The sequence below is a fragment of the Variovorax sp. 679 genome (assembly GCF_003952185.1).
GTDB lineage: Bacteria > Pseudomonadota > Gammaproteobacteria > Burkholderiales > Burkholderiaceae_C > Variovorax.
The window spans coordinates 509,484-525,023 of sequence record NZ_RXFS01000002.1 but is presented as its reverse complement, the minus strand read 5'-3'; the positions used below and the strand labels follow the sequence as shown (position 1 = coordinate 525,023).

Sequence of the window (15,540 nt, the reverse complement as noted above, 5' to 3'; positions counted from 1 at the left end):
TCAGGCCGAGGTGCCGCCTTGCGCCGTGCGAGGCACCAGCATTGCGCGCAGCACCAGCGTGCCGAATGCGGCGGCGGCCAGCGCCAGCAGCGCGATCCACAGCAGGCGCGACGGCGACGCCGCATCGAGCCAGTCGGCCAGCAGCAGGGTGGCGATGTTGTAGGTGGCGTGCAGCGCAATGCATGGAATGAGCGAGCGCGTGCGTTCGTACAGCCAGCCGAGCACCGTGCCCATCACGAGGCCGACCACGAACTGGTAGATGTTCATGTGCGCCGCGCCGAAGAGCAGCGCCGACATGAAGATCGCCTGCCAGCGCGGATAGCGCTGCAGGAAGCCGCGCAGCACGATGCCGCGGAAAAGCATCTCCTCCAGTAGCGGCGCCATGACGCACACCGCGAGAACGGCGGCGACGCTGCCGTCGGCCATGCGGCTGAACATCGCTTCTTCCCATGCAGAGGGCGGCAGGATGCGCATCATCAGGTTGAGCGCGGAGGTAATCGTCAGCAGCAGCGCGGGCACGAGCAGCAGCACCGGCGGCACCACCAGCATCAGCATCGCGCCGGCTGAAGTTCGCGACTGGTGAAAGAGCGTGCGGTAGGTGAGCTGCTGCGAGTGCATCACCACCGCGAACACGCAGCCGTTGCCCAGCACGGCCGCGAGCACGCCGATCTGCAGGCTGCTGAGCTCGAGCCAGCCGTTGGCGTCGCGCAGCGCTGCGCCGATGACGAGTTCGACGAGGAACAGCGCAACGAACAGGAGAACGGCCTGCGTCGCCGAGGGAAAGGCGGCGCTTTTCGGGGAAGGCATGGGACGGGCGGGAGGGCGCGAAGGGAGGGTGGCGCGGATGTTACGCGACCGGCCGCATCAGGTCGGCTCGACGACTGCTGCCGTTGTTGCCTCTGTCGCAGGCCGCGTGTAGCGCCACGCGATCAGCACGCCGATGCCCAGGAACACCGCCGCAATGAAGAACGGCGCACCCGGCAGATGCACCGGCGCGTCGGCGTCGATGAAGTAGCCGAAGCTGCCTGCGAACATCGCGGGCCCGACGATGCCCGCCACCGACACGAGGCTCGTCAGCGCGCCCTGGACGCGTCCCTGCTCGGCTGCATCGACCTGCCGGGTGACCAGGGCCTGCGCCGCCGGGGCGGCGAAGGTCAGCAGCGTGCCGAACGGCAGCGCGACCAGGAAGATCCACGCGACATCGGCAAAGCCGTAGATGACGAAGCCGAGCACGCCGCAGCCGAGCCCGAACAGCAGGGCATTCCGCTCGCCGAAGCGCTTCACGCACGGCCCGATCAGCAGTACGTTGACCAGCACGCTGAGCACGCCCACGAGGCCGAGCACCCAGCCCACGGTGTCTTCCTTCCAGCCGAACCGGAGGTCGGCGAACAGCACGAACACGCTGGGGTACACGTACTGCGCGAGGTTCATGAGAAAGATCACCGCCGCGAGGCCGAACACCTGCGGATAGCGCTTCAGCAGCACCAGCGAGCCGATCGGGTTGGCGTGCGACCAGTCGAACTTCGGGCTGCGCCGCTCGGGCGGCAGCGATTCGGGCAGCACGAACCATCCGTAGCAGACGTTGAGCATCGTCAGGCCGGCCGCGAACCAGAAAGGCAGGCGCGGATCGATATGGCTCAGCTGCCCGCCGAGCACCGGCCCGAGCACCAGGCCCACGCCGAATGCCGCGCCCACGATGCCGTAGCTCTTTGCGCGTTCTTCCGGCAGCGTCACGTCGGCGATGTAGGCATTGGCCGCGGTGAGGCTGGCCGAGAACACGCCGGACACCACCCGCCCGATGAACAGCCACGGCAGGCTGTCGGCCAGGGCCATGAACACGAAATCCACCGCCAGCCCGAGGCACGACAGCAGGATGACCGGCCGCCGCCCGAAGCGATCGGACAAGGCGCCCTGCAACGGCGAGCAGACGAACTGGATGGCCGCGAACGCCGTGCCGAACACCGCGATCCAGTACGCCGCCGTCGCGGTGCTGCCGCCGGCCAGGCGTTCCACCAGGTGCGGCAGGCCTGGAAGAATCAGGCCGAACGCCAGGAAGTCGATCAGGACGGTGACGAAGATGAAGGCGAGGGCTGCACGGCGCACGCGCGGTACCTGAAGGGGCGGGGTCATCGCGAGTTCGTTCGGGCCTGTTGCTCAACCGCTGTTGCGGCTCAGGTATTCGCCCACGCGGGGACGCGCCTCGCGGATGCCGCCCAGCCGGCCGCGCAGGCCGTCGAAGACGCCGAACATCAGCGCGAGGCTCTTCCTCAGGCGGTCGCGCTCGAAGATCAGCATGGGCAGGATCTGCTTGAGCGTGTAGACGTTGATGAAGAGGATGGCGGGGAAGGCGCGCACGTGCGCCAGCGAGAGGTCGAGCGCATTGCGCGTCAGGTAGTAGCGCCGCGCGGCCGGATAGTTGATGACGTAGATCTTCCAGCCGAACAGCGACTTCGCCTGCAGGTCGCCGATCTGGTGGCGCAGCACGACAGCCGGGTTCAGGTAGAGCGGCACCTCGCTGCGCAGCGCGCGCATGCAGTAGTCGGTGTCGACGTGGTCGATGACATAGCGCTCGTCGAAGCGGCCGATGCGGGCCCACGCGCCGCGCGAAATCAGCGAGCCCGACGAGATCATGAAGGCGCAGCGCACCAGCGGTTCGGTGAAGGGCTTGCTCAGGTCGAACTGATAGACGCGCTTGCCCTCGAGGCCGAACTGGGGAATGAGCGCGTCGAGGTTCGTGTCGTGCACGAGCGGGCCGATCAGGAAGGCCGCGCCTTCCTCTCTTTCGTCGGCCAGTGCCGCGGCCTTGCACATGTCGTCGAAATAGCCGGGCGGCAGCACCGAGTCCTGGTCGAGCAGGAAGAAGAGTCCGGCGCCTTGCGCTTCGAGTTCGGTGATGCCGCAGTTGAACGCACCGGCGATGCCGCCACGGTTTCCGTTGTGCAGCACGGTGATTCCCGTGTCGCCGACCGCGCGATGCCAGTCGCCGATTTCCGGCGTGTTGTCGACCACGCACAGGCGAGGGCATGACTGCGCGAGCAAACGGAGATTGGCCAGTTGCCCGTCGGTGGGGAAGTACGTGACGACGACGGCACCGAACGACAAGGACATCGCGTTTCTCCGGGGAGTGGAAGGCGGGAGCGGGAGCCTGAACCGGCGGCGATTCTAAGCATCGTTGCCGGCGCGGCGGGCATTGCCCTTGGCCCGTGGATGGCGCGAGGAGAGAGGCTGTGAGAGAGGCCCTGGCCCCTGCTTGTCCTTGTTGATGGGAAAGTGTGAACCCGAATGGTTCGACTGCTCCCCGGCTATAGCGAATTCGTGTCTATTCGGCCGATGTTGCAGGCTGCGGCCGGGTCATGAAATTTTTTGACCGGGGCGGCCGGAGCCTACTCAGCACGACCGAAGGCTTCGCGACAGCGGCGCGAGCGAGATCCTGCCGCCGCCACCCGAAGTAGCGAACTGCAGGCCGAGCAGCGCCGTGTATTCGCGCAACCGGGCGCCGCCGTGCGGATCGCCTGGCTGGATGCCGGCGGACGGGTGGCACATCAGTACGTCGCCGCTGCGGCAGGCGGACAACCATTCGGACAGGCGCTGCTCGTGGCGTTCCACGTCGCCCGAGAAGTCGTAGACGCCCAGCAGCCGGCTGCTGGTGGGAATGCCGCGCTGCGCCGCCAGCGCCTTCAGTTGCGCGCCGCCCAGCGCGTGGATGATTCGGGCCTTCAGCCGGTCCGGGCCGCGGCGCAGGCCGGGCGCCGTGCTGCGAATCCAGGGCGGCGACGCGGCATAGCGCCGTGCGACCTCCTCCACCAGCAGCTCGCGCACCACCGGGAACTGATGCACGTGCCGGTGTCCGTCCACGAAGGCGGGCGCGCGGCCCATGGCGTCCTCGAAGCGCGTGAACTGGTCGCGGATGTCGGCCTGCAGTCCGGGCGCGAATATCGTGCGCGTGTAGGTGCGCGCGAGCAGCCCGCCCAGCCCCGGCTCGGGGCCGCCGGCGCGCGCGGGCCGCGTGAGGTCCAGGTGCAGGCCGGCGTCGAACTGCGCCGGGTCGAGCCGCCGCAGCACCTTTGCGCCGGCCAGCCAGGCTTCGCGCCGCACCATGCCGCTGGTGGCTGAGATCTTGCCCTGCTCGGCGAGATCGAACACGGCCGAGTTGATGCCCGCGCTCATGCCGAAGTCGTCCGCGCAGATGCAGAGGTAGCGCTGCGACTCAGTCATTGCCGCTTGCCCCGGAGGTATGCGCGGACGCCGGAGCTTGCACGGGCGGCGGTGCATCAAGGCAGTGCGGGTCGCCGGTGGGGCTGCCCGCGAAGCGCCAGGCGGCGATGCCGTCGTTCACCGCCACCAGCTGTGCATGGAAGAGCCACGGGTTCGCGAGCTGCGCCGTGTTCGAGCCCACGATCCAGGTGGTGCGGGCCACGCACAGCGTGTCCGCGAGCTCGGTGCGGTCGACCAGCGTGCGCGCGGCGCGCGCCGGATCGAAGCGGGCGGCGTCGGAGATTTCCTTGCGCCAGTTGTCGCGCTTGTCGAGGGCCGCGGCCTTCCAGTCGTCCGATACCAGCACCGGCTCGCGCAGGTTCCAGTAGAAGGGAATCTCGTACTGGTAGCTGTCGAGCATCAGCACCTGGTCACCCGGTGCCACCGCTTGCCCAGCAGGCAGCTTCAGCCGCGTGCCCGGCGGCGAGGCATAGATCGCGACGGCGATCACGCAGCCGATGCACACGGCAGCGGCCGCCATCGTCATCGCGCGCACCTTGGGCAGCAGCGTTTCGAGCGAACGGCCCGCGAGCACGCGCTGCGCGATCAGGTACGCCAGGGGGGGCAGTGCGGGCAGTACGTAGCCGACGAGCTTGGAGCGTGGCAGCGAGAAGAACACCACGATCACCGCGAGCCAGATCCACATCAGCCAGTCGATGTCGGGTTGGCGGGACCGCGCCGCGTCGTTCGCGCCGCGAGGCACGAAGACCCACGCGAACCAGGGCAGCGTGAGGCCCGCCAGCACCGGCAGGTAGAACCAGAAGCCATGTTCGTTGTTGAAGCCCGCGGACGCGAAGCGCCGGAAGTGCTGGGTGATGACGAAGTAGTCGAAGAACTCCGGGTACTTCATCTGCATCGCGACGAACCACGGACCGGCCACGATCAGCAGGATGGCCCAGCCCGGCAGCCACAGCGCGAGCCGCAACGCCGCGAGCCTGCGCGTCACGCCGCACCAGATCACGACCACCATCGCGGGCAGCACGAGGCCGATCAGCCCCTTGGCCAGCAAGCCGGCCGCGGCGAACAGGAAGGCCCCCGCGAGCAGCGCCCGCCACGGCTCCTCGCGCTCCCTTGCCAGGGCCGCGCCGGCCGCCAGCAGCACCGTGCAGGAGATGCAGCCCGCCACCAGCATGTCGAGGTTCGCGAACTGCGCGCCCAGGAAGAAGAAGGGCGTGGTCACCAGCACCACCGTGGACAGCAGCGCCACCCGCACCGTCGACCAGCGGCGCAGGAAGAGGAAGAGCGCCGCCGCCGCCGCGCCTCCACCCAGGATGGACGGCAGCCGCGCCGCCCATTCGACCGGGCCGGTGACGGCCATCGCGGCCGCGCCGATCCAGTAGAAGAGCGGGGGCTTGTGAAAGAAGGGCAGGCCGTCGAGCCGGGGCACCAGCCAGTCGCCCGAGCGCAGCATTGCCAGGGCGACGCCGCCGTAGCGGCCTTCGTCGGGCGCCATCAGCGGGCGTATCCAGGCCGTGGCCAGCAGCCAGGCGAAGAGAGAGAAGATGAGCCATAGCGGTTGAGGAGAAGTCCACCATGCGGAGGCAGGGCGTTTCATGTCTTCCCGGTCTCGAGTCCCGTACCGCGTTCGTGGCGTACCACGTACAGCGGGCGTCCCTTGACCTCCTCGTAGATTCGCGCGATGTACTCGCCCACGATGCCGGTGGAAATCATCTGGATGCCGATGAAGAACATCAGGCTCACGACGATGGTGGTCCAGCCCGAGACCTCGTTGCCGAACAGCAGGTAGTTGATTGCGACGAAGGCGCCATAGGCGAAGGCCGGCACCGCGAGGATCAGGCCCGCCACGCTGACCGCGCGCAGCGGCCACGTCGTGAAGGCGGTGAGCCCGTCGATGGCCAGGCGCACCAGCCGGCGCGTGTTGAAGGTGCTCTTGCCTTCGGCACGCGGCGCGGGCGTGTAGGGCAGCGCCACGGCGCGGAAGCCCACCCAGGCGTACAGGCCTTTCATGAAGCGGCTGCGCTCGGGCAGGCTCATGAGCGCATCGACCACCTTGCGGTCCATGAGCCGGAAGTCGCCCGCGTCCCTGGGCACGGCGAAGCGGTCAGACCCGTTGACGAGGCTGTAGAAGAGCTTGCTGCCGATCTGCTTGAAGCGGCTTTCGTCGCTGCGCTCCTGGCGCACCGCGTACACCACCTCGGCGCCGGCCGCCCACTGCGCGATCATGGTGTGGATCAGGTCGGGCGAGTGCTGCAGGTCGCCGTCGAGCAGCACCACCGCATCGCCCGTGGCGGCGGCGAGGCCGGCGGTGAGAGCGGCCTCCTTGCCGAAGTTGCGCGACAGCGAGATGCAGCGGAAACCCGAGAGCTCGCACCACGCCTCGGCCACGGCGGCGGTGTCGTCGGTGCTGCCGTCGTCCACCACGATGATTTCCCAGCGCATGCGCGTGGCCCAGAGGATGTCCTCGAGCAGCGGCAGCAGGTGCCGCAGGTTCGCCGCTTCGTTGAAGCAGGGGATCACGCATGAAATGCTGCGCGTGCCGGCTGGCTGGACGGGCGGTGCCGCGGTGTCCGCGCCCGGCGCGGCTGCGTCGGCCTGCGGCAGCTGGATCGGCGGACGCGAATGTCTGGTGTTGTCGGTCGAAGAGATCATGGATGCCTCCAGAAGGAAGTGGCCGCGTTCGGGTTGTCGCGAGTGCGGCCGGCTGGCGACGTTGGAAAAGAAGTGAACCTGTGCGCGAGCCGTTGCGCGATGGCGAGCAGGCAAGCGATCGCGGTCCCGAGCAGCAGCCCGGCGGCGATGTCGATGGGGAAGTGCACGCCCACGTAGACGCGCGCCCACCCCGTGGCGGCCGCCAGTGCCAGCAGCGGCACGCCGAGCCTGCGCAGGCTGGGGCGCAGCAGGAAGGCCAGCGCCACCATGAACATCACCGTTGCGTGCGTGCTGGGCAGCGAGCCACGGCCCGCATGCTCGATGTATGCCGGCGCCAGGCCCAGCACGAAGGGGCGCGGCATGTTCAGCGACATGGCGATCGCGTGCGAGACCATCGACGAGAGGCCCGCGAACGCCGCGACGATGAACAGCCAGGCGCGGTCGGCACGATGCCGCCATAGCGCGAAGACGAGCACGCCCGCGCACAGCCAGCTGCCCCAGAGCGCGAAGGCAGTCGCGACGGACAGCACCCACGGCGTCGGATGGCTGCCGGCCGTGAGCCACTGGAAGAGTGCGAGGTTCAATGCGTTCATGGCGCCACCTTCGGCAGCCCGGAAAAGAAAGAAGAAGAAAGAGCGGGTGTGTTGCGGCGTGCGGCAAAACGTGCACGCCAGAAGAAACCGGACATGGTCAGACCTTTCGACATAGAAGAGAGAGCTCGCCGCATGACGCAGCGGACGGCCCGACGCACGAGGCGTCGCGTCTCAGTTGCCGGAAGACGGTGGAGCGACGGTAGGTGGCAGTCGCCGCCAGGGTTGCGTGAGAGGTGGCGCGCCGCCGTGCGGCGGCACGTGTTCGGGCGCTTCGCGCACGATGGGGACGGCCAGCCGTGCAATGGCCACGGCCAGCGGCAACAGCGCCAGCACCATTGCCATCAGGGTGCTCAGCGCGAGATCGAAGGCATCGGGGTGGTCGATGCTTGCGGGTGCCTGGGCGAACACAGTGGTCTCGCGGTCGGACGGATGGTCCACGCGATCGTCGGCTTCGAACTGGGTGGTGTCACTGGCGCTGCGCACCCGCAGCATCGGCTCGTCTTCCAGTCCGTCGCAACGGAAATGGACTGCGATGAACGGCTGCAGGACGATCAGCAGAATGGCCGCCACGCACCACGCCTTGTGGTGCGCTTCGACAAAACGGCGGACGCGTGCGAGCAACATGCACGAATGCTAGGAGCTTCGTGTGAACGGAACCTGATCGGGCGGGTCAGCATCCCGCAAGGTTGAAAATGACGCGCGTGTGAAAGGGAAGGGGCTTGCGCTGCGGCACGGGGACCGACCCCGGCGAACTCGATCCCCGCCCCTCGAGCGGGTCGATCCGGCCTAGAACACGAACGGAATGAATCTCCGCGTGCCGCGCATGTATGCACGGTAGTCGTCGCCGAAATGCGCGAGGCATTCCTGTTCGTCGCGCAGCGCCGTCATGAACAGCAGCACCGTGGCCGCGAGCACCAGCGCCAGCGTGAACCAGGTGAACTGCTTGAGGAAGGCGCCCCAGGCCAGCAGCATCAGCGCCGTGTACATCGGGTGGCGGATGTAGCGGAAGGCACCGCTGCTGACGATGGCGGAGGTCTTCTCGAAACCGTAGAGCGCGGGATCGTCGTTGCGCGCATCGGTCGGCTTGCCCTGAGCCTTCAGCAGCCGCACCGCGTGTATGGGCAGCCAGATCGACAGCACGAAGAAGAGCGAGGAGACGATCTGCTTCGGCGAGAACGGGTCGTCATGCCACATGGGCAGGTTCACCACGATCAGCACCAGCATGCATTCCCATGCGAAGAAGCGGTAGAAGCCGTGGGAGCCCGGCTGGCTCAGAGGGCCGCGCGACACGTACAGCAGCGCGGCCGTGCCGGCGACGAGAAGGAAGATCTGTATCCAGAAGAGCATGGCGGGCGAATTTACACGGCCCGCGGACTTCAGCCCGAAATAGAGAAGCCGCCGTCTACGGGAATTGCCGTACCCGTCACGTAGTCCGACGCGGCGCTGGCGAGGAAAACGGCGGTGCCGGCGATGTCGGCCGGCTGGCCCCAGCGGCCGGCCGCGGCGCGGGCCGTGACGCGCTCGTAGAGGCCTGGAACCTGGCTGCGCGCGCCGTCGGTGAGTTCGGTCTCGAACCAGCCCGGCAGGATCGCGTTGACCTGGATGTTGTCGACCGCCCACGAGAGCGCCGTCGACTTGGTGAGCTGCACGATGCCGGCCTTGCTCGCGGCGTAGGCCGGTGCGTAGGGGGCGCCGAAGATCGACATCATCGAGCCGATGTTGATGATCTTGCCGCCGCCCGCGGCCTTCAGGTGCGGATGCGCGGCGCGGCTGCACAGGAAGGCGCTGGTGAGGTTGGTGTCCATCACCTTGCGCCACTCGTCCAGCGGGAGCTGGTCGACCGGCTTGCGGATGTTGATGCCGGCGTTGTTGACGAGGATGTCGAGCCGGCCGCTGCGCGCGGCGGCCTCGTCGAACAGCTTCTGCACCGAGGCTTCATCGCTCACGTCGGCCTCGAGCGAGAAGCTGTCGCTGCCGAGTGCCTTCAGGGCCTCGACGGCCGCTGCCGACTTCTGCGCGTTGCGCGCGGCCACGATGACGCGTGCGCCGGCCTTTGCAAGCCCCTGGGCCATGCCGAGGCCGATGCCCCCGTTGCCGCCCGTGACGAGCGCGACTTTGCCTGTGAGGTCGAAGAGAGTGAACATCAGGTGGAGAGCGGTTCGGGCTTCTTGGAGACGAGCGTCAGGATATCGTAGCTGGCGACCAGCTCCCCGTCCTGGTTGGTCACCTCCACGTCCCATGCCACCACGCCCTGGCCCTGGCCGCTCGCGTCCTTCTTGTTGCGGTCGATCTTGCGCTTGCAGGTCAGGCGCGCCTGGATGGTGTCGCCGATGCCCACGGGCTTGGTGAAGCGCAGCGTATCGAGGCCGTAGTTGGCCAGCACCGGGCCCGGCGAGGGCGACACGAACAGGCCCGCCGCCGCCGACAGCACGAAGTAGCCGTGCGCGATGCGCTTGCCGAAGGGCGACTGCTTGGCTGCCACCTCGTCGAAGTGCATGTAGAAATAGTCGCCAGAGATGCCGCCGAAGGCCACGATGTCGGCCTCGCCCACCGTGCGGCGGTGCGTGAGCAGCGAGTCGCCGATGCTGAGGTCCTCGAAGTAGCGGCGGAAGGGATGCACTTCGCTCTCGCGCACAGCCGCGCCGCGCACGTGTTCGCCGGTGATGGCGGCCAGCATGGTGGGCGAGCCCTGCACTGCGGTGCGCTGCAGGTAGTGCTTCACCGCGCGCAGGCCGCCCAGTTCCTCGCCGCCGCCCGCGCGGCCGGGGCCGCCGTGCTTGAGCTGCGGCAGCGGCGAGCCGTGGCCGGTCGATTCGGCGGCGGCCTCGCGGTCGAGCACCAGCAGGCGGCCGTGCCATGCGGCGGCAACGGGAATGGCCTTGGCCGCGGTGGCCGGATCGCGCGTGACCAGCGTGCCGACCAGGCTGCCCCGGCCGCGTGCGGCCAGTGCCAGCGCCTCGTCGATGCCGTCGTAGGGCATCAGCGTGCTGACGGGGCCGAAGGCCTCCACGTCGTGCGCGGCGTCGTGCTCCAGCGGTTTGCGGCTCAGCAGCAGCGTGGGCGCGAAGAACGCGCCTTCGCCCACGCCGTCGCCAACAGGAGAGAATCCATCGCGTTCGCCGTACACCAGCTCCGCGCCCTTCAGCAGCGTGGCCACGCGCTCGGCCACGTCGGCCTGCTGGTCGCGCGAGGCGAGCGCGCCCATGCGCACTTCTTCGCGCGAGGGGTCGCCCACCACGGTCTTGGCCAGCCGCGCGCGCAGCCTCTCGGCCACCGCGTCCAGGTGCTGGCGCGGCACGATCGCGCGGCGGATGGCGGTGCACTTCTGGCCCGCCTTGATGGTCATTTCGCGCGCAACCTCTTTCACGAAGAGATCGAACTCCTCGTCGTCGGGCGTCACGTCGGGCGCGAGGATCGCGCAGTTCAGCGAGTCGGCCTCGGCATTGAACGGGATCGACTGGCGCACGATGTTCGGGTGCACGCGCAGCTTGGCGGCGGTGTCGGCCGAGCCGGTGAAGGTGACCACGTCGGGCCCTTCGAGCCGGTCGAGCAGGTCGCCCGTGCTGCCGATGACCAGCTGCAGCGCGCCCTCGGGCAGGATGCCCGACTGCACGATGAGCCGCACCAGTGCCTCGGTGAGATAGCTGGTGGCCGTGGCCGGCTTGCCGATGCAGGGCATGCCCGCGAGGAAGCTGGGCGCGAACTTCTCGAGCAGGCCCCACACCGGGAAGTTGAAGGCGTCGATGTGCACGGCGACGCCGCCACGCGGCACCAGGATGTGCGTGCCCGCGAAGCCGCCCTTCTTGCCGAGTGGGAAGGCCGGGCCTTCGTGCACCAGGTTGCCCGAGGGCAGCTCGTTGGTGCCGATGCCGGCGTACGCGCTCAGCGTGCCGGCGCCGCCTTCGATGTCGATCCAGCTGTCTGCGCGCGTGGCGCCCGTGTGGGCCGAGATGGCGTAGAGCGTTTCCTTGTTCGCGGCCAGGTACTTGGCCAGCGCCTTCAGGCGTTCGGCGCGCTGCTGGAAGTCGAGCTTCATGAGCGCCGGGATGCCGGTGCGGCGTGCATAGGCCAGCGCTTCGGCGAAGTCGATGGCCTCGGCGTGCGTGGCGGCCACGGGCTTGCCGTTGACGGCGCTGCGCAGCTGCTGCGCGGCCTGCTGGCCGATCCAGCGGCCGGCGATGTAGCTTTGGAGGGTGGTGGTCATGGGCGGTGTCCTTATCTCGTCGGTGGAGCCGGGTCGAAGCCCTGCGTTGCTCCCTCGCCCGAAAGGGAGAGGGAGAAGTTCAAGCGAGCACCGCGGAACCGGCTTTGCCGGGCCGCTGGTGTTGCCCCCTGGAAGGGGGTTGGCGAAGCGACACGAAGTGCGCGAAGCCTGGGGGTCATTCCTTTTTCCCGATACCCAGGTAGGTGTCGATGATTCGTTGGTCGTGCAGCAGGTCGCGCGCCTTGCCTTCGAGCGCCACGGCGCCCATCTCGAGCACGTAGGCGCGGTCGGCCACCTGCAGCGCTGCGCGGGCGTTCTGCTCCACCAGCAGCACCGAGACGCCGTGGCTGCGCAGCTGAGACACCACGCGCAGCACCTCGCGCACCACCAGCGGGGCGAGGCCGAGCGAAGGCTCGTCGAGCATCAGCAGGCGCGGGCGTGCCATCAGCGCGCGGCCGATGGCCAGCATCTGGCGTTCGCCGCCGGAGAGCGTGGAGGCCATCTGCGCGCGACGTTCCTGCAGGCGCGGGAAGATGGCGAAGATCTCGTCCATGCGCGCGCGCTGGTCGCGCTTGCCCTTGCGCCACTGGTAGAAGCCGCCGAGCACCAGGTTGTCTTCCACCGACATCTCGCCGAACAGCTCGCGGCGTTCGGGCACCAGCGCGACGCCGCGCGCCACCATGGTCTCGACGCCGGGGCGCGCGATGCGCTCGCCGTCCAGCATCAGCTGGCCGGTGGAGGGCAGCAGGCCCATGGCCGCGCACAGCAGCGTGGTCTTGCCAGCGCCGTTGGGGCCGATCACGGTGACGATCTCGCCTTCGTTCACCTGCAGGCGCACGCTGTGCACCGCTTCCACGGTGCGGTAGGCGACGCAGAAGCCGTCGAGTTGAAGCAGGGGGTGGCTCATCGTGCGTCTTCCAGCAGTTCGTCGTCGGCGCCGCCCAGGTAGGCTTCGAGCACGCGCGGGTTGGCCTGCACTTCGGCGGGCGTGCCGGTGGCGATGACGGTGCCGAATTCGAGCACCGTGATGCGGTCGGCGAGGTTCATCACGAACTCCATGTCGTGCTCCACCACCAGGATGCCGAGACCTTCGGCGCGCAGCTGTGCGAGCAGCTCGGACAGCGCGCGCTTCTCGAGGTGGCGCAGGCCGGCGGCGGGCTCGTCGAGCAGCAGGACCGACGGCTGTCCGGCGAGCGCGCGGGCGATTTCCACCACGCGCTGCTGGCCAAGGGAGAGCGACGCGGCGGGCGTGTCGGCATGCGCGCCGAGGCCGCAACGCTCGATCTGCTTGCGGGCTTCGGCCATCAGGGCGGTTTCCTCGGCGCGATCGAGCCGCAGCATGGCCGCGAGCCATCCGCGCTTCGCACGCAGATGGGCGCCGAGCGCCACGTTCTCGACCACGCTGCGCTGGCCGAGCAGGCGCACGTGCTGGAAGGTGCGGCCCAGGCCCAGCGAGGCAAAGGCGCGCGAGGGCTTGCCCGACATGGCCTGGCCCACCAGGCGCACCTCGCCCGTGGTCGGGTCGTCCACGCCCGAGATCATGTTGAAGAAGGTGCTCTTGCCTGCTCCGTTGGGACCGATCAGCGCATGCACCTCGCCGGCCTTCAGCGTCATCGAGATGTCGTTGTTGGCCACCAGGCCGCCGAAGCGCTTGCTCACGCCGTCGGCCTGCAGCAGCAGGGTGCCGGCGGCGGGCACTGCGCGCTGCGCGAGCTGCGCCGTGGTCGATGCGGCAGGACCCGCACCGGCGGCGCGCGGCACTTCGCGCACCCAGCGGCGAGCGAGCCGCGCGATCGTGGGCCACAGGCCGTCGGCAAAACGCTGCAGCACGAACAACATGAGCAGGCCGAACACCACCACCTCGAAGTTGCCGCTGGTGCCCAGCAGCGCGGGCAGCACGTCCTGCAGCTTTTCCTTGAGCAGCGTGATCAGCGTGGCGCCGAGCACCGCACCCCAGAGGTGGCCCGCACCGCCGACCACCGCCATGAACAGCATCTCGATGCCGATGTTCAGGTTGAAGGGAGTGGGGTTCACGAAGCGCTGCATGTGCGCATAGAGCCAGCCCGAGATGGCCGCGAGCAGGGCTGCCAGCACGAAGAGCTTGATGCGGTGGCGCGCGGCGTCCACGCCCATCGACTCGGCCATCAGCCGGCCGCCCTTGAGCGCGCGGATGGCGCGGCCTTCGCGCGAATCGAGCAGGTTGTGCATGGCCCACAGCGCGAGCAGCAGCACGGCCCAGATCACCACGCCCAGCATGCGCGGCGTGGCGAAGGACACGCCCGCCACCACCAGCGGCGGAATGCCGGTGATGCCGGTCTGGCCGCCGAGGAACTCCATGTTGCCCAGCAGGAAGTACAGGCTCAGGCCCCAGGCGATGGTGCACAGCGGCAGGTAGTGGCCCGAGAGCTTGAGCGTGACCGCGCCGAGTGCCCAGGCCAGCGCGAAGGTCAGCACCAGCCCCAGCAGCAGGCCGAGCCAGGGCACCAGCGCCGAGCCCGCGATGCCGCCGAGCCAGCCGGCGGCTGTGGGCGAGGTGCAGATCCAGGCGGTGGCGTAGGCGCCCATGCCGACGAAGGCGGCCTGGCCGAAGGAGGTCATGCCGCCCACGCCGGTCAAGAGAACCAGGCCCACCGCCACCAGCGCGTACAGGCCGATGTTGCTGAGCACCGAGACGGTGAACTCGGGCAGCCAGCCCCATGCCAGGGCGAGCGCGACGATGAAGACGAGGGTGAGCACGCGCGGCGTCACGAGCGGACGGCCCTCGGGTGCCGCGTTCGCGGCGGTGGAAGTGGAGGTCGATGAAGACGTGCTCATTCCTCGTCCTCCACGTGATGGCTGCGCAGCGAGCGCCACAGCAGCACCGGGATGATCAGGGTGAAGACCAGCACTTCCTTGTATGCGCTGGCCCAGAAGGACGAGAAGGCCTCGAGCAGGCCGACCAGCAGCGCGCCTGCGAGCGCCAGCGGATAGCTCGCCAGCCCGCCGACGATGGCGGCCACGAAGCCCTTCAGGCCGATCAGGAAGCCGGTGTCGTAGTAGACCGTGGTGATCGGCGCGATCAGCAGGCCCGAGATGGCGCCGATGACGGCGGCCAGCGCGAAGCTCAGGTCGCCCGAGAGCTCGGTGGGAATGCCCGACAGCCGTGCGCCGACGCGGTTGATGGCGGTGGCGCGCAGCGCCTTGCCGATCATCGAGCGGCCGAAGAACCAGAACATCGCGATCACCAGCACCAGCGTGACGCCGACCACCACCAGCGACTGGCCGTTGACCGGAATACCGCCGAGGTCGAAGCGCGCCTCGGAGAACGCGCTGGTGCGCGAGCCCTCGGCGCCGAAGAAGAACAGGCCCAGGCCGACCAGCACGCCGTGCAGCGCCACGGAGACGATCAGCAGCATCAGCACGCTGGCGTCGGCCAGCGGGCGGTAGGCGAGGCGGTAGAGCAGCGGGCCCAGCGGCGCGATCAGCACCAGCGTGGTGAGCGACTGCATCGCGAGCGAACTGGGCTTGAAGCCGAGCACCAGCACGGCGGCGACGGCCGGAAAGGCCACGCACCAGGTCAGCGCCGAGCGCCAGTCGACAGTGGCGCCGCGCTTCCAGCGCCAGGCCTCGACCGCCAGCGCCACCACCGCCAGGGCCAGCAGCAGCCACAGCGTGGAGGGCGCGCGCCCGCCCTGCAGCGCGGCCATCGACAGCGCACCGAAGGCGACGAACTCGCCTTGCGGGATGAAGATCACGCGAGTGACCGAAAACACCAGCACCAGCGCGAGCGCCATCAGTCCGTAGACCGCGCCGTTCACGATGCCGTCCTGCCCGAGGAGCAGGGCGATCTGCAAATCCATACGACCAACTTTCGTTCAGAAAACCCGGGGCGCGAAAAAG

At 68.8% G+C, this 15,540-nt stretch carries 14 protein-coding genes; all 14 read right to left on the bottom strand.

Translation table 11 applies throughout. The features are described 5' to 3' along the window. The 14 genes from EJO71_RS06450 to EJO71_RS06380 all read right to left on the bottom strand — a co-directional run bounded on the left by EJO71_RS06450 (nucleotide 1) and on the right by EJO71_RS06380 (nucleotide 15,500). Nucleotides 1-807, bottom strand: a complete 807-nt coding sequence (locus EJO71_RS06450) for a CPBP family intramembrane glutamic endopeptidase (RefSeq protein ID WP_125947596.1) — start codon at nucleotides 805-807, stop codon at nucleotides 1-3. Nucleotides 808-864: 57 nt separating this feature from the next. Then, nucleotides 865-2,130, bottom strand: a complete 1,266-nt coding sequence (locus EJO71_RS06445) for a TCR/Tet family MFS transporter (protein ID WP_125947597.1) — start codon at nucleotides 2,128-2,130, stop codon at nucleotides 865-867. Between the two features lie 24 nt (nucleotides 2,131-2,154). After that, entirely contained in the window at nucleotides 2,155-3,108 is a 954-nt protein-coding gene (locus EJO71_RS06440) for a glycosyltransferase family 2 protein (protein ID WP_125947598.1), read from the bottom strand. Nucleotides 3,109-3,387: 279 nt separating this feature from the next. Next, the gene (locus EJO71_RS06435) at nucleotides 3,388-4,215 is read right to left on the bottom strand and encodes a ChbG/HpnK family deacetylase (protein ID WP_125947599.1); all 828 of its coding nucleotides are present in this window, start codon (nucleotides 4,213-4,215) and stop codon (nucleotides 3,388-3,390) included. Then, nucleotides 4,208-5,809: a glycosyltransferase family 39 protein gene (locus tag EJO71_RS06430; protein ID WP_125947600.1), complete on the bottom strand. Its 1,602-nt coding sequence runs from the start codon at nucleotides 5,807-5,809 to the stop codon at nucleotides 4,208-4,210. The genes EJO71_RS06435 and EJO71_RS06430 overlap by 8 nt, the downstream gene beginning before the upstream one ends. Continuing rightward, nucleotides 5,806-6,864 carry a glycosyltransferase family 2 protein gene (locus EJO71_RS06425; RefSeq protein WP_171022425.1) on the bottom strand — a complete coding sequence of 353 codons (1,059 nt, stop codon included), beginning with the start codon at nucleotides 6,862-6,864 and terminating at the stop codon, nucleotides 5,806-5,808. Before EJO71_RS06425 ends, EJO71_RS06430 begins: the two co-directional genes overlap by 4 nt. Then, complete coding sequence (locus EJO71_RS06420; RefSeq protein WP_125947601.1) at nucleotides 6,861-7,457, bottom strand: phosphatase PAP2 family protein; 597 nt, start codon at nucleotides 7,455-7,457, stop codon at nucleotides 6,861-6,863. The genes EJO71_RS06425 and EJO71_RS06420 overlap by 4 nt, the downstream gene beginning before the upstream one ends. 171 nt (nucleotides 7,458-7,628) lie before the next feature. Then, nucleotides 7,629-8,081: a hypothetical protein gene (locus tag EJO71_RS06415; protein WP_125947602.1), complete on the bottom strand. Its 453-nt coding sequence runs from the start codon at nucleotides 8,079-8,081 to the stop codon at nucleotides 7,629-7,631. 162 nt (nucleotides 8,082-8,243) lie between these two features. Next, nucleotides 8,244-8,804, bottom strand: a complete 561-nt coding sequence (locus EJO71_RS06410) for an isoprenylcysteine carboxylmethyltransferase family protein (RefSeq protein ID WP_125947603.1) — start codon at nucleotides 8,802-8,804, stop codon at nucleotides 8,244-8,246. A 29-nt stretch (nucleotides 8,805-8,833) separates the two neighbouring features. Next, the gene (locus EJO71_RS06405; protein WP_125947604.1) at nucleotides 8,834-9,601 is read right to left on the bottom strand and encodes a glucose 1-dehydrogenase; all 768 of its coding nucleotides are present in this window, start codon (nucleotides 9,599-9,601) and stop codon (nucleotides 8,834-8,836) included. Beyond that, on the bottom strand, nucleotides 9,601-11,661 hold the full coding sequence (paaZ, locus tag EJO71_RS06400) for a phenylacetic acid degradation bifunctional protein PaaZ (protein ID WP_125947605.1): 2,061 nt from the start codon (nucleotides 11,659-11,661) through the stop codon (nucleotides 9,601-9,603). The genes EJO71_RS06405 and paaZ overlap by 1 nt, the downstream gene beginning before the upstream one ends. Before the next feature lie 175 nt (nucleotides 11,662-11,836). Then, nucleotides 11,837-12,568, bottom strand: coding sequence for an ABC transporter ATP-binding protein (locus tag EJO71_RS06390; RefSeq protein ID WP_125947606.1), 732 nt, complete (start codon nucleotides 12,566-12,568; stop codon nucleotides 11,837-11,839). After that, nucleotides 12,565-14,475 carry a branched-chain amino acid ABC transporter ATP-binding protein/permease gene (locus tag EJO71_RS06385; RefSeq protein ID WP_125947607.1) on the bottom strand — a complete coding sequence of 637 codons (1,911 nt, stop codon included), beginning with the start codon at nucleotides 14,473-14,475 and terminating at the stop codon, nucleotides 12,565-12,567. Before EJO71_RS06385 ends, EJO71_RS06390 begins: the two co-directional genes overlap by 4 nt. After that, nucleotides 14,472-15,500 (bottom strand): branched-chain amino acid ABC transporter permease, encoded by a 1,029-nt coding sequence (locus tag EJO71_RS06380; protein WP_125947608.1) that lies wholly within the window; start codon nucleotides 15,498-15,500, stop codon nucleotides 14,472-14,474. Before EJO71_RS06380 ends, EJO71_RS06385 begins: the two co-directional genes overlap by 4 nt. Nucleotides 15,501-15,540: the final 40 nt, after the last annotated feature.

What these genes read in the sequence shown, in the direction of transcription:
- EJO71_RS06450 (WP_125947596.1), bottom strand. Translation starts at nt 807, where the DNA reads ATGCCTTCCCCGAAAAGCGCCGCCTTTCCCTCGGCGACGCAGGCCGTT.
- EJO71_RS06445 (WP_125947597.1), bottom strand. Translation starts at nt 2,130, where the DNA reads ATGACCCCGCCCCTTCAGGTACCGCGCGTGCGCCGTGCAGCCCTCGCC.
- EJO71_RS06440 (WP_125947598.1), bottom strand. Translation starts at nt 3,108, where the DNA reads ATGTCCTTGTCGTTCGGTGCCGTCGTCGTCACGTACTTCCCCACCGAC.
- EJO71_RS06435 (WP_125947599.1), bottom strand. Translation starts at nt 4,215, where the DNA reads ATGACTGAGTCGCAGCGCTACCTCTGCATCTGCGCGGACGACTTCGGC.
- EJO71_RS06430 (WP_125947600.1), bottom strand. Translation starts at nt 5,809, where the DNA reads ATGAAACGCCCTGCCTCCGCATGGTGGACTTCTCCTCAACCGCTATGG.
- EJO71_RS06425 (WP_171022425.1), bottom strand. Translation starts at nt 6,864, where the DNA reads ATGATCTCTTCGACCGACAACACCAGACATTCGCGTCCGCCGATCCAG.
- EJO71_RS06420 (WP_125947601.1), bottom strand. Translation starts at nt 7,457, where the DNA reads ATGAACGCATTGAACCTCGCACTCTTCCAGTGGCTCACGGCCGGCAGC.
- EJO71_RS06415 (WP_125947602.1), bottom strand. Translation starts at nt 8,081, where the DNA reads ATGTTGCTCGCACGCGTCCGCCGTTTTGTCGAAGCGCACCACAAGGCG.
- EJO71_RS06410 (WP_125947603.1), bottom strand. Translation starts at nt 8,804, where the DNA reads ATGCTCTTCTGGATACAGATCTTCCTTCTCGTCGCCGGCACGGCCGCG.
- EJO71_RS06405 (WP_125947604.1), bottom strand. Translation starts at nt 9,601, where the DNA reads ATGTTCACTCTCTTCGACCTCACAGGCAAAGTCGCGCTCGTCACGGGC.
- paaZ (WP_125947605.1), bottom strand. Translation starts at nt 11,661, where the DNA reads ATGACCACCACCCTCCAAAGCTACATCGCCGGCCGCTGGATCGGCCAG.
- EJO71_RS06390 (WP_125947606.1), bottom strand. Translation starts at nt 12,568, where the DNA reads ATGAGCCACCCCCTGCTTCAACTCGACGGCTTCTGCGTCGCCTACCGC.
- EJO71_RS06385 (WP_125947607.1), bottom strand. Translation starts at nt 14,475, where the DNA reads ATGAGCACGTCTTCATCGACCTCCACTTCCACCGCCGCGAACGCGGCA.
- EJO71_RS06380 (WP_125947608.1), bottom strand. Translation starts at nt 15,500, where the DNA reads ATGGATTTGCAGATCGCCCTGCTCCTCGGGCAGGACGGCATCGTGAAC.